This window comes from Streptomyces sp. AM 2-1-1 (genome assembly GCF_029167645.1).
Lineage (GTDB): Bacteria > Actinomycetota > Actinomycetes > Streptomycetales > Streptomycetaceae > Streptomyces.
Genome location: NZ_CP119147.1, coordinates 1099566 through 1118737, shown reverse-complemented (window position 1 = coordinate 1118737; position 19172 = coordinate 1099566). Strand labels below are relative to the sequence as shown.

The 19172-nt window shown below is 71.0% G+C and carries 20 protein-coding genes; 11 read left to right on the top strand and 9 right to left on the bottom strand.

Going from position 1 to position 19172, the window contains the following annotated elements:
* The first annotated feature begins 53 nt into the window (after positions 1-53).
* The 4 genes from uraD (at position 54) to PZB77_RS04760 (ending at position 3641) form a co-directional block, all read left to right on the top strand.
* Complete coding sequence (gene uraD, locus PZB77_RS04775; protein WP_275491272.1) at positions 54-563, top strand: 2-oxo-4-hydroxy-4-carboxy-5-ureidoimidazoline decarboxylase; 510 nt, start codon at positions 54-56, stop codon at positions 561-563.
* A gap of 5 nt (positions 564-568) precedes the next feature.
* A complete protein-coding gene (gene uraH / locus PZB77_RS04770) occupies positions 569-949 on the top strand; it encodes a hydroxyisourate hydrolase (protein WP_275495918.1) in 381 nt (126 codons plus the stop codon).
* A 264-nt stretch (positions 950-1213) separates the two neighbouring features.
* A complete protein-coding gene (gene pucL, locus PZB77_RS04765) occupies positions 1214-2182 on the top strand; it encodes a factor-independent urate hydroxylase (protein ID WP_275491271.1) in 969 nt (322 codons plus the stop codon).
* Between the two features lie 73 nt (positions 2183-2255).
* A complete protein-coding gene (locus PZB77_RS04760; protein WP_275491270.1) occupies positions 2256-3641 on the top strand; it encodes an 8-oxoguanine deaminase in 1386 nt (461 codons plus the stop codon).
* Between the two features lie 14 nt (positions 3642-3655).
* Here the strand turns inward: PZB77_RS04760 and PZB77_RS04755 are convergent, their stop codons facing one another.
* The 4 genes from PZB77_RS04755 to PZB77_RS04740 form a co-directional block, all read right to left on the bottom strand.
* Positions 3656-4429, bottom strand: coding sequence for a chitosanase (locus PZB77_RS04755; RefSeq protein WP_275495917.1), 774 nt, complete (start codon positions 4427-4429; stop codon positions 3656-3658).
* Positions 4430-4802: 373 nt separating this feature from the next.
* Entirely contained in the window at positions 4803-5624 is an 822-nt protein-coding gene (locus tag PZB77_RS04750) for a MerR family transcriptional regulator (protein ID WP_275491269.1), read from the bottom strand.
* Between the two features lie 126 nt (positions 5625-5750).
* Positions 5751-6047 (bottom strand): barstar family protein, encoded by a 297-nt coding sequence (locus tag PZB77_RS04745; RefSeq protein ID WP_275491268.1) that lies wholly within the window; start codon positions 6045-6047, stop codon positions 5751-5753.
* A 69-nt stretch (positions 6048-6116) separates the two neighbouring features.
* A complete protein-coding gene (locus PZB77_RS04740) occupies positions 6117-6941 on the bottom strand; it encodes a chitosanase (RefSeq protein ID WP_275491266.1) in 825 nt (274 codons plus the stop codon).
* A 64-nt stretch (positions 6942-7005) separates the two neighbouring features.
* On the opposite strand from PZB77_RS04740, the gene PZB77_RS04735 reads away from it, so the two are divergent.
* Positions 7006-7689, top strand: coding sequence for an alpha/beta hydrolase (locus PZB77_RS04735; protein ID WP_275491265.1), 684 nt, complete (start codon positions 7006-7008; stop codon positions 7687-7689).
* 100 nt (positions 7690-7789) lie between these two features.
* Here PZB77_RS04735 and argG read toward each other — a convergent pair whose 3' ends face one another.
* A complete protein-coding gene (gene argG, locus PZB77_RS04730) occupies positions 7790-9235 on the bottom strand; it encodes an argininosuccinate synthase (protein ID WP_275491264.1) in 1446 nt (481 codons plus the stop codon).
* Positions 9236-9493: 258 nt separating this feature from the next.
* Between argG and PZB77_RS04725 the strand changes: the two genes are divergently transcribed.
* The 5 genes from PZB77_RS04725 to PZB77_RS04705 all read left to right on the top strand — a co-directional run bounded on the left by PZB77_RS04725 (position 9494) and on the right by PZB77_RS04705 (position 15398).
* Positions 9494-9928, top strand: coding sequence for a hypothetical protein (locus tag PZB77_RS04725; protein WP_275491263.1), 435 nt, complete (start codon positions 9494-9496; stop codon positions 9926-9928).
* A 235-nt stretch (positions 9929-10163) separates the two neighbouring features.
* On the top strand, positions 10164-11144 hold the full coding sequence (locus tag PZB77_RS04720) for a fibronectin type III domain-containing protein (RefSeq protein ID WP_275491262.1): 981 nt from the start codon (positions 10164-10166) through the stop codon (positions 11142-11144).
* Between the two features lie 198 nt (positions 11145-11342).
* Complete coding sequence (locus PZB77_RS04715; protein WP_275491261.1) at positions 11343-11693, top strand: hypothetical protein; 351 nt, start codon at positions 11343-11345, stop codon at positions 11691-11693.
* The gene (locus tag PZB77_RS04710; protein WP_275491260.1) at positions 11690-13219 is read left to right on the top strand and encodes a YfcC family protein; all 1530 of its coding nucleotides are present in this window, start codon (positions 11690-11692) and stop codon (positions 13217-13219) included. Before PZB77_RS04715 ends, PZB77_RS04710 begins: the two co-directional genes overlap by 4 nt.
* A 397-nt stretch (positions 13220-13616) precedes the next feature.
* Positions 13617-15398 carry a VCBS repeat-containing protein gene (locus PZB77_RS04705; RefSeq protein WP_275491259.1) on the top strand — a complete coding sequence of 594 codons (1782 nt, stop codon included), beginning with the start codon at positions 13617-13619 and terminating at the stop codon, positions 15396-15398.
* Between the two features lie 120 nt (positions 15399-15518).
* Here the strand turns inward: PZB77_RS04705 and PZB77_RS04700 are convergent, their stop codons facing one another.
* From PZB77_RS04700 to PZB77_RS04690, 3 genes are read right to left on the bottom strand one after another with little or no spacing between them, the layout of a single operon-like run.
* Complete coding sequence (locus PZB77_RS04700) at positions 15519-15734, bottom strand: DUF397 domain-containing protein (protein WP_275491258.1); 216 nt, start codon at positions 15732-15734, stop codon at positions 15519-15521.
* A 36-nt stretch (positions 15735-15770) separates the two neighbouring features.
* Complete coding sequence (locus tag PZB77_RS04695; RefSeq protein WP_275491257.1) at positions 15771-15980, bottom strand: DUF397 domain-containing protein; 210 nt, start codon at positions 15978-15980, stop codon at positions 15771-15773.
* On the bottom strand, positions 15977-16810 hold the full coding sequence (locus PZB77_RS04690) for a helix-turn-helix transcriptional regulator (protein WP_275495916.1): 834 nt from the start codon (positions 16808-16810) through the stop codon (positions 15977-15979). Before PZB77_RS04690 ends, PZB77_RS04695 begins: the two co-directional genes overlap by 4 nt.
* Positions 16811-17015: 205 nt before the next feature.
* On the opposite strand from PZB77_RS04690, the gene PZB77_RS04685 reads away from it, so the two are divergent.
* Positions 17016-17417: an ATP-binding protein gene (locus PZB77_RS04685; RefSeq protein WP_275491256.1), complete on the top strand. Its 402-nt coding sequence runs from the start codon at positions 17016-17018 to the stop codon at positions 17415-17417.
* A gap of 37 nt (positions 17418-17454) precedes the next feature.
* On the opposite strand, the gene aceB is transcribed toward PZB77_RS04685, so the two are convergent.
* Positions 17455-19074: a malate synthase A gene (aceB, locus tag PZB77_RS04680; protein WP_275491255.1), complete on the bottom strand. Its 1620-nt coding sequence runs from the start codon at positions 19072-19074 to the stop codon at positions 17455-17457.
* Between the last annotated feature and the right edge of the window lie 98 nt (positions 19075-19172).

Below are 19172 nucleotides of genomic sequence, written 5' to 3'. Positions count from 1 at the left end.
GTTAGCTGTTCGCACCCCGTACGACGCACAGCGACGAACAGCGCGGAGGCTCCGTGGAGTCGAGCTCGCCACCGGGCCTGGCCCGGTTCAACGCCCTGGCGCACGACGAAGTCGCCCGCGTACTGCACGAGATCTGCTCCAGCACGGCCTGGGGCAGAGCTCTGCTCACCGGGCATCCGTACGCGACCGCCGACGACCTGCTCACCGCGAGCGACGCGGCGACCGCGGCGCTCTCCCCGGGCGACCTGGCCGAGGCGATGGCCGGCCACCCGCCGATCGGACGGCCGAAACCCGGCGATCCCGCCTCCGAGCGGGAGCAGCGGGGAATGACGGACGCCTCGGAGGCGCTCCGGGCCGAGATGCTGGAGCTGAACCTGGCCTACCAGGAGCGTTTCGGACACGTCTTCCTGATCTGCGCCACCGGCGCCACCGGTGAGCAGATGCGCGACGCCCTGCGGACCCGGACGACGAACACGCCCGACCGGGAGAACGCGACGACCCGCACCGAGCTGGGCAAGATCAACCGTATCCGGCTGACCCGCCTCCTGACCGAAGGGGAGTGACGGTCCTGAGTACCGACACCACCGCCACGGTGTCCACGCACGTCCTGGACACCTCTGTCGGCCGCCCCGCGGCCTCCGTCCCCGTCCGTGTCTCCACCCGGGCCGACGCCACCGCCGGCTGGACTCCGCTCGGCGGTTCGCTGACCGACCCGGACGGCCGATGCGCGGATCTGCCCGCCCTTCCCGAGGACGCCGCACAGGTGCGCCTGGAGTTCGACACCGGCGCCTACTCCGCACAGGAGAAGGGAAGTTCCGCCGCCGGGCCCATGGAAGGCGGAGCGTTCTTTCCGGAGGTGGCGATCGTCTTCACCGTCCGTCCCGGCGAGCACCACCACGTGCCCCTGCTGCTCAGCCCGTTCGGCTACTCCGTCTACCGGGGGAGCTGAGGGCCACCGCGTCCGGCCCACTCCTTCAGCCACCGCGAGGGGGTCGCTCCGCCCCCCGTATCGCCGGGGCGGTCCGCCGAAGCCGGAAGCACCCGCCCGACCGCCGTATCCGTCGGCACCACGCCCCGACCGCCGTATCCGTCGGCACCACGCCCCGACCGCCGTATCCGTCGGCACCACGCCCCGACCGCCGTATCCGTACGCCCCGGGCCCGCACCCTGACGGCGCCGCCTCCCGCTTCCCGCAGAAAGGTTTCGGTAGCCCGTGAACACTCCCGAGCAGCAACCCTCCGGCGGTACCGCCCCCCTCTCCCGCGCCGTCGTCCTCGGCCAGAACCAGTACGGCAAGGCCGAGAGCCGTGTCGTCAAGATCGTGCGGGACGGCAGCACCCACCACATCAAGGACCTCAACGTCTCGGTCTCCCTCTCCGGCGACCTGCGGGAGGTCCACGTCTCGGGCGACAACGCCCACGTCCTGCCGACCGACACCATGAAGAACACGGTGTACGCGTTCGCCAAGGAGCACGGCATCGACTCCGCCGAGCAGTTCGGCATCCACCTCGCCCGCCACTTCGTCTCCTCCCAGCCGGCGATCACCCGGGCGCGCGTCCGGATCGAGGAGTACGCCTGGGAGCGCATCGAGGACCCCGCCGCCACGGACCCGGACCGCCCGCGCCACTCCTTCGTCCGCAAGGGGCAGGAGATCCGCACCGCGCAGATCACCTACGACGGCGAGCGGTGGGAGGTTGTCTCGGGGCTCAAGGAACTCACCGTCCTGAACTCCACCGACTCCGAGTTCTGGGGGTTCGCCAAGGACCGGTACACCACCCTCGAGGAGGCGTACGACCGCATCCTCGCCACCGACGTCTCCGCCCGGTGGCGGTACCACTGGTCCGACGCCACCGAGGAGATGCCCCGCTGGGAGGAGTCCTGGCAGCAGGCCCGCGCCCACGTGCTGCTGGCGTTCGCCGAGACGTACTCCCTCTCCCTCCAGCAGACGCTCCATCAGATGGGCGCGCGGGTCATCGAGAACCGAGACGAGATCGACGAGATCCGCTTCTCGCTGCCGAACAAGCACCACTTCCTGGTGGACCTGGAGCCGTTCGGGCTCGAGAACGTCTCGGAGGACGGCGCGGTCTACCTCGCCGCCGACCGGCCCTACGGACTGATCGAGGCCACCGTGCTGCGCGCCGGCGCCGAGCAGACCATCCCGGCCGACCTCACCAGCCTCTGAGCCGCTCCGCCATGCCCTTCCCGCCCCCGCCACCGCCCACCAGCCCATTTCGGCCCTCACGGAAGGACACACGATGACCGATCCGGCCGGGCTCCAGCGCCTCGTCATCGAGAACTGCGCGATCGCCACCGTCGACGCGTACGACACCGAGTTCTCCCACGGCCACGTCGTCGTCGCTGGGAACCGCATCGAGTCCGTCGGCGCGGGCCGCGCCCCCGAAGGTCTCACCGGTGTGGTCCGCCGCATCGACGGCACCGGCCACCTGGTCACCCCCGGACTCGTCAACACCCACCACCACTTCTACCAGTGGATCACCCGGGGTCTCGCCACCGACGCCCACCTCTTCGACTGGCTCGTCGCGCTCTACCCGACCTGGGCCCGCATCGACGAGCCGATGGTCCGCGCGGCGGCACAGGGCTCGCTCGCGATGATGGCGCGCGGCGGTGTCACCACGGCGATGGACCACCACTACGTCTTCCCCCGGGGCTCCGGCGACCTGTCCGGGGCGATCATCGGCGCCGCCCGCGACACGGGCGTACGGTTCACGCTCGCCAGAGGCTCCATGGACCGCGGCGAGAGCGACGGCGGACTCCCGCCGGACTTCGCGGTGGAGACCCTCGACGCCGCGCTCGAAGCCACCGCCGCGACCGTGGACGCCCACCACGACGCCTCGTTCGACGCGATGACCCAGATCGCCGTCGCACCCTGCTCCCCGTTCTCCGTCTCCACCGAACTGATGCGCCACGGTGCGGAACTGGCCCGCTCCAAGGGGGTCCGTCTGCACACCCACGGCTCGGAGACCGTCGAAGAGGAGCAGTTCTGCAAGGAGTTGTTCGGGATGGGGCCGACCGACTACTTCGAGTCCACCGGCTGGCTCGGCGAGGACGTGTGGATGGCCCACTGCGTCCACATGAACGACGCGGACATCGCCGCGTTCGCACGTACCGGTACGGGCGTGGCGCACTGCCCCTCCTCCAACGCCCGGCTGGCAGCCGGGATCGCCCGGGTTCCCGACATGCTCGCGGCCGGCGTGCCGGTCGGGCTCGGCGTGGACGGCACCGCCTCGAACGAGTCCGGCGAACTCCACACCGAACTGCGCAACGCCCTCCTCGTCAACCGGCTGGGACCGCACCGGCAACGGGCGTTGACGGCACGTCAGGCGCTGCGGCTCGGGACGCACGGCGGCGCCCGGGTGCTGGGCCGCGGTGACCAGATCGGCTCCCTCGAAGCGGGGAAACTCGCCGACCTGGTGCTCTGGCGGATGGACACCCTCGCCCACGCCTCCATCGCCGACCCGGTCGCCGCGCTCGTCCTCGGTGCGGCGGCGCCCGTCACCCTGTCGCTGGTCGACGGCAAGCCGGTCGTGGAGAACGGCCGCCTGACGACCGTGGACGAGGACGCCATCGCCGTCGCCACCCGCGAGGAGGCCAGACGCCTCGCGCGCGCCGCGCGGTCGTAGACCGTGGCCGGTCCTCAGCCGATGTGGTAACTGTCCCCGTACACCCGCCAGTCGAGCGGGGGGTTCAGCCGGAGGTTGCCGTTCCGCAGGAAGACCCGCTGGGCGGTGTCGACCCGGCTGGTGTCCGAGTGGGCGGCCTCCTGCCGCATGGCCCACACCCGCGCGTCGAGGTACGCGTGCAGGTACACCGTCTCGTCGCCGCCCCGCGACGGCAGGTGGGCGGAGGCGAGGGCGCGTCGGCGGATGGCGCCGAAGCTCGCGCCGTCGTCGCCCCCGCCGTGCATGACGAGCGCGTCGAAGTACGCGAACTGGCCCAGAGTGCCCAGCCCGTCGGCCTTCGCCTGCTCGACCGCCGGGTCGAAGTACACCCGGTCCCGCTCGTCGTCCTGCACCTCACGGAAGACGGGGTCGTTCACCGCGGCCTTCTCCCAGGCCGCGGTGAACCGGGAGCCGAGACCCCGGTGCGAGTCGGTGCCGTCGACCTCACGCAGCGCGGGCAGGAAGGGTGCGAGGAGGTTGCCCGGGGCGCGCTCGGTGTAGAGCTCGACGACCCCCAGCATGTCGCCGGTGCCGGAGCAGAAGCCGACGATGCCTGCGGTGTAACCGCGGCCGTCGCCGATGTCCTCGATGTACCGGTACTGGTCCCGCCATTCCAGCGACGAGTTCTCCGCGCTGGAGACCACCTGCATGGCGATCTCCTTCTTCGCCGGGTCGTCCAGTCCGACCGCCGCGACGGTCCGGGAGGCCCGGCCGCCGGGAGACACCCCGCGGGAGGGGGAATCGGCCAGGGCGGCGCACGGGACGGTGGCGAGGGCGAGTCCGAGGGCGGTCGCCACGGCGACGGCCGGGACGAGGCTCCACCCGATTCCGGCGGGTCCGGCCGGAGTGCCGGGTCCACGGGAATCTCCGCGAGCACGTCGGACTGCGTCGAACCGGGCGTGGGGCACCTGTCCTCCAACGGAGACATGTGGATCGTCTGCTCTGCCGCGAGCTTCCTATCAGGCCTTTCACGGCCCGGTTGCCGCCCGGCCCCGGCACGGACCGCCGCGTCACCCGCTCGGACCAGAGCGACCGGTACCGGGGCGCCGGAAGTGCGGGCAGAGCCCCGTACCGCGCGGTAGGGGGCTCCGGCCAGGTCCCGCGGGGTGCGGGGTGCGCTCGTCAGGCCCGGGTCACCGGCGTCTGCAGTTCGGTGACCCAGTGGTCGCGGTTCTCGGGGCACTCCAGGGTGACCTCGCGGGGGTGCCCGGTCGCCCGGTAGCCGTGGGCGTCGATCCAGCGGGCAAGGGTCTGGGCGGTGGGGAGCACCGTGTCCATCGGGCCGCGGTGCACGATGGTCGCCACCCGGTCGTGGGAGGGCAGGTCGAGAACGCGGAAGGGAGCGTCCCGGAGCGGGACGGAGACCTGGACCGCGGCATGGACGGTGATCCTGCCACCGCCCTCCGGAGCCTCCTCGTACAAGGCCACACCGGGGCCCGTGGGGGTGACGTCCGCCGCACCCAGGCGCCGGAACAACTCCTCGTAGAGCGGCCCGATGACCGGCCCGATGTCCTGGGGACCGTAGCTGTCCGCCGTCGCGGTCAGCTCCGCCACCCTGATGGCCGGAACGCTCTTGATGACAACGTCGTTCGTGGGCATGTGCCCCTCGCTCTCGATCGCCCGGAGCCTCGCCTCGACCTGGACCAGCCGTGCTTCCGCGGCCGCCACCGCGGTGCGGAGTTCGGTCCGCCGCAGCCGCAGCATCCCGCGCAGTTCCTCCGCGCCGACCCTCTCGTCCACGATGTCCCGGACCTGCTGGAGGGTGAACCCGAGGTCCTTCAGCGCGATGATCCTGTTGAGCCGGGCGAGTTGGCCGGCGCTGTAGTGGCGGTAGCCGCTGGACGGGTCGACGTGGGCCGGGCGCAGCAGCCCGGTCGCGTCGTAGTGGCGCAGCATCCGGACCGACACGTGGCCGTGCCTGGCGAAGTCTCCGATGATGAACATGATGGCTCCGAGTCCACCGTCTGACACGGTGTGAGGGTCAAGAAGACGCGGGGCGCCGCCGCACCGAGGGCGCCGGGAACGCCGGCCCGTCGCACGGCCGGGCCGGCTCCGACGCCGGTCCGCCCGTCAGGCCGGGGCATGCACGACGAGACGGTTGCGCTCTCCGTCGAAGATGCCGGCCAGGGCATCGGCCTGCGGCCGGCTCCCGTCGAAGAGCCCTTCCCGGTCGACGTGCACGGTCAGGGTGTCGTGGCTGTCGATCACCCCGGAGATCCCCCGGGTTCCGATCGTGTCCGACCAGGCGTCCAGGTTCCGGCCGAACCACTCCGGCAGCCCGCACGGCCCGCTCACCGCGTCCCAGAAGTCGTCGAGTGTCCCGATCGGCCGGCCGCGCAGGTCGACGATCAGCTCGGTGTCCGTCATCGCAGCAGAGTAAGGGGTGCCCGGAGCCCTGACCGGCCTCGTCACGGACCGGGACCCAGAAGCACCGCCTCAGTCGATCCGGAAGCTCTCCCCGTAGACCTTCCACCGCAGCGGGGTCTCCAGTTGGAGCTTCCCCTCGCGTACGAAGCGGCGTTGGGCGGTCTCGACGCGGCTGGTGTCGGTGTGCGAGGGCTCCTTGCCGATGGCGGCGACCCGGGCGTCGAGGAAGGCGTTGAGGTACTCCTCCTCGTCGCCGCCCCCGGCCGGGGAGTCGGCGGCGGCCAGCGCCTTGCGGCGGATACTGCTGAAGCCGACCGTGCCCTCGGTGTCGCCGGCGCCGTGCATCACGTACGCGTCGTAGTAGATGAACTGGCCCAGGGCGCTGAGTCCGTCCTTCTCGGCCCGGTCCACCGCCGGGCCGAAGTACCCCTCGTCCAGTACCGCGTCCTGCGCGGCGCGGAAGGCGGAGTCCTTCGCGGCGGCGGTCCACGCCGTGGTGAACGGTGTGCCGAGCCCGGCGTGCGAGGGCGTGCCGTCGACCGCCCGCAGGGCGGGGAGGAAGCGGGCGAGGGCGTTGCCGGGGCGCGTCCCCGTGTACCGCTCCACCACGTCGAGCATGTCCCCGGTGCCGGAGCAGAAGCCGATGATGCCGCCGGTGTAACCGCGACCGTCGTGGATGTCCTCGATGTACGCGTACTGGCCCCGCCAGTCCAGGGTGGAGTTCTCGGCGCTGGAGACCAGCTCCATGGCGATCTGCTTCTTCGCCGGGTCGTCTAGCCCCTTCTCGGGTTCCTCGCCCGCGCCGGAGCATCCGGTCAGCAGCGTGGCGGCCAGCAGGGCGGAGGCGGCGTACGGAAGGAGGCGGCGGGCGGCGGCCCTGGCGGTGCGGTTCACCCCCCAAGCCTGCCAGGCCGGGGCGAGGGCGTTCGACCCAGGCCACCGGCTGTAGCGTCAGGGTATGGAAGATCAGTCTGTTGTGGATGTGGGCGACGTGCGGCTGGCGTACCGGGCCTGGGGAGACCAGTACGGTTCGCCGGTCGTTCTCCTGCACGGTCTCGGCGGTTCGTCCGCCGACTGGGAGGCCGCCGGGACGCTGCTCGGCGCCGAGTGGCGGGTGTACGCCCTCGATCTGCGCGGGCACGGTGAGAGCGACTGGCCGGACGAGTACGCATTCGAGCAGATGCGGGACGACGTGGTCGGCTTCCTCGACGAGTGCGAGCTCGACCGGGTCGGACTGGTGGGCCACGGCATGGGCGGCACCGTCGCCCTGCTGCTGGCCCAGGAGCACGCCGACCGGGTCGAGCGGCTCGTGCTGGTGGAGATGCCCGCGCCCTTCCCCGGGGACCCTGGGCCGGCCGGACGGGCGGAGGGACCGGTCGACTACGACGAGAACGCCGTACCGGCCGTCCACGCCCAGCTGGCCGATCCGGATCCGGAGTGGGCCGAAGGGCTGGGTGAGATCGTCGCGCCCACCATGATCATCGCGGGCGGGCCCGAGAGCACCCTGCCGCAGGCACTCCTGCCGGAGGTGGCGTCGCGCATCCCCGACTGCCGCCTGATCACCGTGCCCGGCGGCCACCGGATGCACGAGACGCGTGCGGACCAGGTCGCCCAGCAGATCAGCGAGTTCTTCACCAGCTGACCCGGCGCGGGGGAGAGCACGCGGGAGGGGCCCGGCGGAACACGCCGGGCCCCTCCCGCACACACGCGGACAGCCTTCGACCGGCCCTTGGACCGGACCCCTAGTCGGCGCCGAACTCCATGGCGGCGCTGTCGAGGAGCTTGTCGCCGCCGGGGGCCTCCCCGCGCGAGGCGATCTCCTGGGCGTTGCCTTCGGGCATCGCGCCGATCAGCGCTGTGGACGCGGACTGCGCGCCGATCAGCGCCTGGTGGGAGGTGCCGACCATGCCGATGGCGGCGTACTGCTCCAGCTTGGCGCGGGAGTCGGCGATGTCGAGGTTCCGCATGGTCAGCTGACCGATCCGGTCGACCGGACCGAAGGCGGAGTCCTCGGTCCGCTCCATGGAGAGCTTGTCCGGGTGGTAGCTGAACGCCGGTCCGGCGGTGTCCAGGACGGAGTAGTCCTCGCCGCGCCGCAGGCGCAGGGTGACCTCGCCGGTGACGGCCATGCCGACCCACCGCTGGAGCGACTCGCGGATCATCAGCGCCTGCGGGTCCAGCCACCGGCCCTCGTACATCAGGCGGCCGAGGCGGCGGCCCTCGTTGTGGTAGCTGGCGAGGGTGTCCTCGTTGTGGATCGCGTTGACGAGGCGCTCGTAGCACGCGTGGAGCAGGGCCATGCCCGGCGCCTCGTAGATGCCGCGGCTCTTGGCCTCGATGATCCGGTTCTCGATCTGGTCGGACATGCCGAGCCCATGGCGGCCGCCGATGGCGTTGGCCTCCAGCACCAGGTCGACGGCGGAGGCGAACTCCTTGCCGTTGATGGTCACCGGGCGGCCCTGCTCGAAGCCGACGGTGACGTCCTCGGTGGCGATCTCGACGGACGGGTCCCAGAACCGCACGCCCATGATCGGCTCGACGCTCTCCAGGCCGGTGTCCAGGTGTTCGAGGGTCTTGGCCTCGTGGGTGGCGCCCCAGATGTTGGCGTCGGTGGAGTACGCCTTCTCCGCGCTGTCCCGGTAGGGCAGGCCGTGGGCGAGCAGCCACTCGGACATCTCCTTGCGACCACCGAGTTCGGTGACGAAGTCGGCGTCCAGCCACGGCTTGTAGATGCGCAGCGACGGGTTGGCCAGCAGGCCGTAGCGGTAGAACCGCTCGATGTCGTTGCCCTTGAAGGTGGAGCCGTCGCCCCAGATCTGGACGTCGTCCTCCAGCATGGCGCGCACGAGCATGGTGCCCGTGACCGCCCGGCCGAGCGGGGTGGTGTTGAAGTAGGCGCGCCCGCCGGAGCGGATGTGGAATGCCCCGCAGGTCAGCGCGGCAAGCCCTTCCTCGACGAGGGCGGTCCGGCAGTCGACCAGCCGGGCGATCTCCGCCCCGTAGGCGTGGGCGCGTCCGGGCACGGAGGCGATGTCGGGTTCGTCGTACTGGCCGATGTCGGCGGTGTACGTGCACGGCGCCGCGCCCTTGTCGCGCATCCACGCGACCGCGACGGAGGTGTCGAGGCCGCCGGAGAAGGCGATTCCGACGCGTTCCCCGACGGGCAGAGAGGTCATTACCTTAGACATAGGAAAAGTATGCACCGCGATGCATGTTCATGCAACTTCGTCGGCCGGGTCCCGGCTCACACGATGAGGGGACGGTGGCTCGCGCGGTGCGCGCGACTCCTTTGAGTGACCTCTTTGTCACTCATGGTTACCATGGGGAGCGGCGGGTAGGTCTCGCGTCGCCCCCGGGTGGCTCCCGGCCTTGGCCGACGAGGCGCCGGGGGCCGAAACCACCTCGTACCCGTCTCTCTCCGGGGCGGGAGATCCAGGAGACCGCTCATGGCAGTACGGAAGACCGCCGCCACCCTGACGGCCGCCGCGACGCTCGTCGCCGGTTCGCTGTTCGGGCTGACGGGGCCGGCGTCGGCGTCCGCCCGGCCGGACGAATCCGCCCTCGCGGCCCAGGCGCTGGCAGGTGCCCGGCAGCGGGCGGTGGAGTCACCCGCCGCGGTGAAGTCCGCCGCCGCCGCGCTCTCCTGTTCCTACACCTACGTGTGCGGACAGGGAGCCAACGGCAACAGCTTCGCCTACACCAAGTGCAACACCCTCTACCAACTCCCGAACCTGACCGGGAACGGCGCCCTCGTCAACAACCAGACCCCGGGGACCGTGGCCTACTTCTACGACAAGAACCAGAACTACCTGTTCTCCTCGACCGCCTACCAGTCGACGACGGTCAACTGGACCCCGGTCTGGTACGCCATCGCCTGCTGACGGGCCCGGAGGAAGCGCGGCGGGGTTCCGGGCCGGCTCCGGGACCGGCGTTCCGGGCCCCGCCGCGCTTCGCCCCGATTCCCGGGCTCCACGATCACGTGCCGGTGCCCGGGCGCCGGTCGGCCGCGGGGCACACCGGCACATTGCGGAACGATCCGCGCACCCCTCTTGTGATCCGCCCGCCCGCCGTGCCATACAGGTCTGGACCAATGCCCCGACGAAAGGCGGCAGCACCGTGCAACGTCCCCCCACGCGCGTCGTGTCGACCTGTGCCGCCCCACTCCTCCTCGGCCTCCTCGCCGGCTGCGGCGGCTCTGCGGAGGCCACCGACACCACGGCGCCCACCACCCCGCAGGGCGTGACCGCGCAAGCGAGCAGTTCCACCTCCGTGCACGTCATGTGGGAACCGTCCTCGGACGACACGGCGGTCGCCGGGTACGAGATCTACCGCGAGGGAACCCGGGTCAGGACCGTCCCCGCCGCGAAACGCATGATCGACGTCGACGGGCTGACCGCATCCACGGCGTACGCCTTCACCGTCCGCGCCCGGGACGCGGCCGGAAACCTCTCCGGCCCCGGACCCGGGGTGCCGGTCACCACCCAGCCCACCCCGCCCGACGACCGGGACGCACCCACGGTCCCCGGACCACCGCGCGCCACCGGGGTCGGCACCGACGGTGTGACCCTGTCGTGGACGGCCGCCACGGACGACATAGGCGTCACCTCCTACGACGTCTACCAGGAGGACTCCCGTATCCACAGCGTCTCCGCCACCGTGACCAGCGCGCGGCTGACCGGTCTGCGCCCCGGCACGGTCTACACCTTCACGGTCCGCGCCCGCGACGCCTCCGACAAGTCCTCGGCCGACAGCCGGGCCGTGGACGTCACCACCGCGTCCGCTCCCGGCGCCCCCGCCAGTACCGCCCCCACCGGTCTGCGCACGGAGACCTCGGGCAAGCCCGGCAGTTACGCCGTCGCGCTCTCCTGGGACCAGCCCGAGGTGGGCGGGGTGATTCCCGCGTACGAGCTGTACCTCGACGGGAAGGCCACCACGACCGTCGTCTGGGGCGGCACCCCTCCGAAGGGCCGCGCCACCTACGAGCTGACGCTCACCGAACCGGAAGGCACCAGGCACTCCGTCAAGATCCGGGCCAAACTGCCGGACGGGAAGTGGGGCGACTTCTCCGCGCAGCGCACCCTCGTCCTCGGCGGCTGAGGGGCAGCCGGGCGCGTGCGGGCGCCCGGCGCCGTACTCCCGCCACGGTCTGCGATCCGGTTCGACGACCGGCGGACGCGCGGGAGCGTCCGCCCTGTGGTCCATTGATCCCTGGGGCGTGTCCGGACGCGGCGGGACCGCGCACGGTCCCGACCCGGAACCCCGGACGCGAGTACATGAGGAACAGGAATGTGCACCATGGACCTGAGCACCCGGGTCGACGCGCTGACGGACGCTCCCGCCGCCGATCCGGAACGGCTGACGGCCGGCGGGCCCGCCCACCGGACGGCCCTCACCGCGCTGCGTGAGGGCTGGGGCCGGGAACCCGCCTTCCTCGCGAGCGGCGGCTCGATCCCGCTGGTGAACGGTCCGGCCCGGGCGGCGCCCGGTGCGGAGGTGCTGCTGTTGGGCGCCGAGGACAACCTGTGCGACCCGCACGCCCCGAACGAACGCGGGCTCTTCTGCGAACCGCGCTCGGCGGTGATCGCCGAAACCGCCTTCCCGCGGCAGTTCGCGGCCGGACACCGCACCGCCGGTGGCGCCGCATGAGCACGATGACGGGCGGCGCCGACCGTGGCGAGAAGCCCCCGGCCGAGAAGAAGTTCACCTTCCCGAGCGCCCTCACCGTCCTCGCCCTGGTCACCCTGGCCGTCTGGGCGCTCGCCTTCCTCATCCCCTCCGGGGCGTACGACCGCGATGCCGCCGGTGCGCCGGTCCAGGGCACCTACCACCGGGTCCCGTCCGGCCAGAGCTTCGCCGACCGGCTCAGCGACCTCTTCCTCTCGCCCGTCAACGGCCTGTACGGAATCCGGGACGCGGAGACCGGCGAGGTCGGACCGGATCTCGCCGGCGAGCTCTACGGCAGTGCGGGCGTCTTCCTCTTCGTCATCGCCATCGGGGCGTTCATCACCGTCGTGTTCGCCACCGGAGCGCTCGACCGCGGCATCGGCCGGCTCGCCCACCGGCTGCGGGAGCGGGGCGCGCTCCTCATCGCCGGTGTCATGCTGGTCTTCTCTCTGCTCGGCACGGTGGAGGGCTTCGCCGAGGAGACACTCGGCTTCTACGGACTGATCGTGCCGCTGATGCTCGCCCTCGGCTACGACCGCATGGTCGCGACCGGCACGATCATCCTCGGCGCCGGCATCGGGGTGCTCTGCTCGACCGTCAACCCCTTCGCCACCGGCGTCGCCTCGTCCGCCGCCGACATCTCGCTCGGCGACGGCATCGTGCTGCGCGGGCTCATGTGGATCGTCCTGACCGCCGTCACCATCGCCTACGTCGTCCGGTACGGCTCCCGGGTCCGCAGGGACCCCGACCGCTCCCTCTCCGGCTTCCTGCCCGGCGACCGCGAGCAGTCGGCGGCGGAGTCCGGGGAACCGCCCCCGCTCACCCGCCTGCACCAGGCCATCCTCGTCCTGGTCGCGGTGGTCTTCGCTTTCATGATCTTCTCCGTGGTGCCGTGGTCCGGTGCCCTCACCGGGGACGCCGACGCCACGCCGTACGGCTTCGAACTCGGCTGGTCCTTCCCGCAGCTGGCCGCGCTCTTCCTGGTCGCGGCAGTCGTCGTGGGCGTGGTGGCCCGGTTCGGCGAGCAGAGGCTGAGCGCGACCCTCGTACAGGGCGCGGCGGACTTCATCTCGCCCGCGCTCGTCATCGTGCTGGCGCGCGGAGTCACCGTCATCATGAACAACTCGCAGATCACCGACACGGTGCTGCACTCCATCGAAGGCGTGGTGTCGGGCGTCTCGTCCGGGCTCTTCGCCGTCGTCGTGTTCATCGTCAACCTGCCCCTCGCCTTCCTGATCCCCTCCACTTCCGGGCACGCGACCCTCGCCATGCCGATCCTCGCGCCCCTCGCCGACTTCGCGGGCGTCCCCCGCGCGGTGGTGGTGACGGCGTGGCAGGCGGCGAGCGGCTGGATGAACCTCTGGGTGCCGACGACCGCCGTCACCATCGGCGGCGTCGCGCTGGCCAAGATCGGCTACGACAGGTATCTCCGCTTCGTCTGGCCGCTGCTGGCGATCCTGTCCGTTTTGATCTGCGGATTCGTCGCCCTCGGTGCGGTATGGACGTGAGAGAGGCGTTCCGGCGGGTGCCCGCGGTCGCGGTCCCTTCTCCACGACGCCTCCGCCTCTTCGGCTGCGCATTCCCCGTCGTTAACGTGCGACCTGCCCGTTTCCCTCCCGAATTCCGCCCGGGGAGATCCGATCGGGAATGCGTGAGGAACGGGATCCGGCCCGACAACGGACTTGCCTGAGGTGCCCTTCTGGAGATAGATCTACTGCACGACCCTGGGGAGGGGCGCCACCGCTGGTGGGGGGTTTTCCGTTTCCGTCATGCCGTGCTCCGGTGGTCACGACCGACACCGAAGGCACGTCGACGGCACCATCACATCCGGCTCCGCGTGACGCGTGAGTCGGCTCCGGCACGTGCGCCGCTCTCCGTGGAGTCGTCATTTCCACAGGAGGCAGAATGCCCAACCCCGCAATACCCGGGTCCCGGCGGACCCGGAAGACGGCCACAGCGGCAGCGATCGTCTGCGCCGCTCTGATGGTCAGCGGTTCGATGACGATCACCGCACACGCGGCCGGGAACGACGCCGCGACCCCCGGCACGGTCACCGTGCCGCACACCACCCACACGCGCCCCACGTTCACGATCCCGGGCCGTGAGAACGCGGCCGCACCCGAGCGGCACAACATGACGGCCCGTTCCGCGGTCGACAACAGGGCTGCCCAGCGCGCCGACTTCGACGGCGACGGCACCGGCGACAGTGCCTACCGCATGGACTCGGGAGACGTGTGGACCGACTGGGGCTACGACGGTGCTGCCGTCCTCTCCGGGGAGACCGCCCAGGTCAAGGACCTGATGCTGCCGGGTGACATGACCGGCGACGGCAAGGCCGACCTGCTCACGCTCACGCCCACCGGAGCGCTCCGGCTCCACAGTGGCGTCAACGCGACCCTCCAGGACGGCCTGAGCTCGTACACCACGCTCAGCAGCGGCTGGCAGGCGTACAACAAGCTCGTCGTTCCGGGTGACCTGAACGGAGACGGCAAGCCCGACCTGCTCGCCCGCAGCACCGCCGGACTGTTCCTCTTCCCGGGGACCGGAAGCAACTTCGGCAAGGGCATCCAGGTCGGCGGCGCCGGCTGGAGCCAGTTCGACCAGCTGGTCGGCGCGGACGACCTCAACGGTGACGGTATCGCCGACCTGGTGACCCGCAACGCCACCGGGCTCTACCTGTATCCCGGCAACGGCAGTGTCTCCGGTTACCCGTTCAAGACCTCGATCCAGATCGGCGGCACCGGCTGGCTGCAGTACAACCAGATCACCGGAGGCACCGACTACAACGGCAACGGCACCGCGGACCTCGTCGCCCGCGGCTACGACGGCAAGCAGTACTTCTACGACGGCAAGGGCAACGGCCTCTTCCAGGCCCGGTTCACCTCCGGCACCACCAACTGGGGCGGGGTCGCCCAGCTGGCCGGTGCCGGCAACATGGCGGCGTTCGGCAAGTCCGGCGTCTTCGCCCGCACCAGCAACGGCACCGTGTACTACTACCAGGGCACCGGCCTCGGGAAGCTCTCGACGAAGTACCTCGTCGGCACGGGCTGGACCCGCTCGGTCAGCCGCCTCACCCACAGCGTCGCGCTCCGGCCCGACGGGTACTCGGACCTGATCGAGCACAGCACGTACGACGGCCACCTGTACAACACGGCCGTCTACGCGGAGAACGACCCGGAGATCGCCGCCGGTTCGAAGTCGTACAACCTCGTCGTCGGTCCCGGCGACCTGAACGGTGACGGCAAGAGCGACCTGATCGCCCGCAGCTCCACCGCGCTGTACTTCTACGCCGGCAACGGCGACGGCCTTTCGCTGAAGGGCCGTGTCCAGATCGGCGGCAGCGGCTGGAGCCAGTACAACAAGCTGGTCGGTGCCGGCGACTACAACCGTGACGGGCGTGCGGACCTCCTGGCCCGCAGCTCTGCCGGGCTGTTCCTCTACCCCGGCACCGGCAAGGCGGCCACGCCGTTCGGCGCGCGCGTCCAGGTCGGCGGCAGCGCCTGGAGCCAGTACACCAACCTCGCCGCCCCGGGCGACATCAACGGGGACGGCATCGCCGACCTCCTGGCGTCGAACTCCAAGGGCCAGCTGTTCTTCTACGCGGGCACCGGCGTCACCAAGACGCCGCTCAAGGCCCGCGTCCAGATCGGCACCGGGGGCTGGAACCAGTACCCCGACCTGGTCTGATCCACCCGCACACCGCCTGACCCTGGCGGCGCCCCGAGCGTCGCACCGGCCGCCCCGCCCCCGCACACCAGCGGGGGCGGAGCGGCCGGCCCGTCGTGAGGGCCCGTGGGGGGCGGCGACTCAGTCCCGTGCCGTCCCGGTGACGAAGGACGCCCAGGCGTCCGGGGTGACCGTCAGGGTGGGCCCGGTGCGCTGCTTGGAGTCGCGGACGTGGACGGTGCCGGTTCTCGTGGAGGCGGCGACCTCCACGCAATCCCCGCCTTCGGCGCCGCTGTGGCTGCTCTTGCACCAGCGCAGCGCGGGGACGGAACCACCCGTGGTGACGTGGCCGTTCATCCCTCTCCCCTCCTTCTCCGCAGGTCCGTGCCGGCGTCAGTCACGTGCGGTCGCGGTGACGAAGGACGCCCAGGCGTCCGGGGTGACCGTCAGGGTGGGCCCGGTGCGCTGCTTGGAGTCGCGGACGTGGACGGTGCCGGTGGAGGCGGCGACCTCCAGACACTGCCCGCCTTCGGCGCCGCTGTGGCTGCTCTTGAACCAGCGAAGCGTGGGGACGGAACCACCCGTGGTGACGTGGACGTTCATACCTCTCCCAGCTGTTTCTCGATGAAGGCCAGGGACTCACGCGGGGTGAGGGCCTGGGCTCGGATGATCCCATAGCGGGCCGAGAGGGCACGGACCTCCACCCGCTCGCTCACCAGTGTGCTCCGGCCCTGCACTTCGAGGTAGCCGACCGGCTCACCGTGTTGCGGGGTGAGGACGGTGAACGGTCCGTCCACCCCCGCGTTGTCCTCGCGGTCCGCGGGCATGATCTGGATCTCGACGTTGCGCTTCTCGCCGATCAGCAGCAAGTGTTCGAGCTGACCTCGTCGGACTTCTCGGCCGCCCAGTCCTCTGGTGACCACGTACTCCTCCATGGCGAGACTGAGCAGCGGGGCGGGCCAGCGGTGGAAGATCTCTTGGCGCGCCTGGCGCGCTGCCACCCGCTGTTCGATGGTGGCCTCGTCGAGGAGCGGGCGCCGCTCCTTCAGCAGCGCGCGGGTGTACTCCTCGGTCTGGAGCAGTCCGTTCACCACCAGGGTGTCGTAAGCGGCGAGCTCTGCAGCCTCGGCCTCGATCTTGGCGGCGTCCCGGAAGAACGCCGGATACTGGGCGCGCGCCACCTCCTCCTTGCCGGTGCGCAGGACGCCGTGAGCCCCGAGGACCTCGTCCACCTGGTCGATGAACTTCGGCGGCGGGATGCGCCGTCCCTGCTCGAACGCGGCGATGGTGGAGGCGGAGTACCCGGTCCGGGTACCGAGTTCGGCGCGTTCCAGGCCGGCCGCCACCCGGAACAGTTTCAGCTGGCGTCCGAAGACGGCCAGGATGCCCGTCCCGCTCTCGTACGCCTCGGGTGGTTGCTGCTGCTCCGGCATGACGCCTGCCTCCACGATCGCTCCGCCCCGCGGCCTCACGCGCCGTCGCGTGTACAGGGTGTGTACCGCCGCGTACAGCCCTGGGCCGTCAGCGTGTCAGTCCTGGTCACGGTATGCGGACGGCGTGAGGCTTTTCCCCATGAACGAAGCAATTACCTCTCTCGGGGCAATGGTTGAAACCTGTTCCGCGCTTAGGGAATTCGCGATGCGATTCTCCTCGACTCCGCGCGGCGCCCGGCTGTCCCGCCGGCTCGTCTCGCTCCGGCTCCACGAATGGGGGCATCCCTACGCGTCGGACGCCAACGACAGCCTTTCTCTGATCGCCGCCGAACTCGCTGCGAACGCGGTGCGTCACGGACGTGTGGAAGGACGCGATTTCCATCTGCGGCTCATGGAAGTGGAGGGCCGAACCCTGCGGATCGAGGTGACGGACACCCGCGCCGAACGGTGTCCCTCACCCGGCGCCCCGTGCGAGCCGCACGCCGAGGAGGAGTCGGGCCGAGGGCTGCTCCTGGTCTCGCGGCTCGCCGAGCGCTGGGGGACCGTGCCCCGCCCGGGGGCGCCGGGCAAGACGGTGTGGGCGGAGATCCGCTGCGAGGCGGGGTGACCGAGCAGCCTCCCGACCGGCCTCGCAGCGGACGGGATCAGCGCAGCTGCTCGTAGGCGGGCAACGTGAGGAAGTCCGTGTACTCCTTGTCCAGCGCGACCTGGAGCAGCAGGTCGTGGGCCTGCTGCCAGCGACCGGCCGCGAAGGCCTCGTCGCCGATCTCGGCGCGGACGGTGGCCAGTTCCTCCGCGGCGACTTCGCGCGCCAGCTCCGCGGTGGCGTGTTCGCCGTTCTCGAAGACCACGTCCGCGTTGATCCACTGCCAGATCTGCGAGCGGGAGATCTCCGCCGTGGCCGCGTCCTCCATGAGGTTGAAGATGGCAACGGCTCCCACGCCGCGCAGCCACGCCTCGATGTAGCGGATGCCGACCGCGACGGCGTTGCGCCAGCCGTCGTACGTGGGGCGGGCGTCCAGGCTGTCGACGGCGATCAGGTCGGCCGCAGCCACCGACACGTCCTCGCGGAGCCGGTCCTTCTGGTTCGGCTTCCCGCCGAGCACCGCGTCGAAGGAGGCGAGGGCGATCGGCACCAGGTCCGGGTGGGCGACCCACGAACCGTCGAAGCCGTCGGCGGCCTCGCGGTCCTTGTCCGCCTTCACCTTCTCGAACGCGACCTTGTTGACCTCCGGGTCCCGGCGCGACGGGATGAAGGCCGCCATGCCCCCGATGGCGTGCGCGCCCCGCTTGTGGCAGGTGCGGACCAGGAGTTCGGTGTACGCGCGCATGAACGGTGCCGTCATCGTGACCGCGTTGCGGTCCGGCAGGACGAACTTCGCGCCGCCGTCACGGAAGTTCTTGACGAGGGAGAAGAGATAGTCCCAGCGTCCGGCGTTGAGTCCGGAGGCGTGGTCGCGCAGTTCGTAGAGGATCTCCTCCATCTCGTACGCGGCGGTGATCGTCTCGATGAGCACGGTCGCGCGGATGGTGCCCTGCGGGATGCCGAGGCGGTCCTGGGCGAAGACGAAGACGTCGTTCCAGAGCCGGGCCTCCATGTGGGACTCGGTCTTCGGGAGGTAGAAGTACGGCCCCTTGCCGAGGTCGATCAACCGCTGGGCGTTGTGGAAGAAGTACAGGCCGAAGTCGACCAGCGCGCCCGGCACCGGGTCTCCGTCGAGCTGGAGGTGACGCTCGTTCAGGTGCCAGCCGCGCGGGCGGGTGACGACGGTCGCCAGCTCCCCGGCGGGCCGCAGGGCGTACGTCTTCCCCGACTGCGGGTCGGTGAAGTCGATGCGCCGCTCGTAGGCGTCGATCAGGTTGAGCTGGCCGAGGACGACGTTCTCCCAGGTGGGGGCCGAGGCGTCCTCGAAGTCGGCGAGCCAGATCCGGGCGCCGGAGTTGAGCGCGTTGACCGTCATCTTCCGGTCCGTCGGGCCGGTGATCTCCACCCGGCGGTCGTCCAGGGCCGCCGGTGCGGGCGCCACCCGCCAGGAGTCGTCGGCGCGGACGGCGGCCGTCTCGGGCAGGAAGTCCAGCGTGGACGTACGGGCGATCTCCGCGCGCCGCGCACCCCGGCGGGCCAGCAACTCGTCGCGGCGGGGGGTGAACCGCCGGTGCAGCTCGGCCACGAACTCGAGGGCCGCGTCGGTCAGTACCTCCTCCTGCCGGGGCAGGGGTTCGGCGTCGACGACGGCCAGGGGGGACGGCACCGGTCCGGACATGAGCGGTCACTCCTTCTGGGGCTTCTGGTGCGTGGATAGTAGTTTCCTCATGGTGGAACTTCAATCGTCGGGGGCAGGTGGTGCGTCGCCTCGGACAC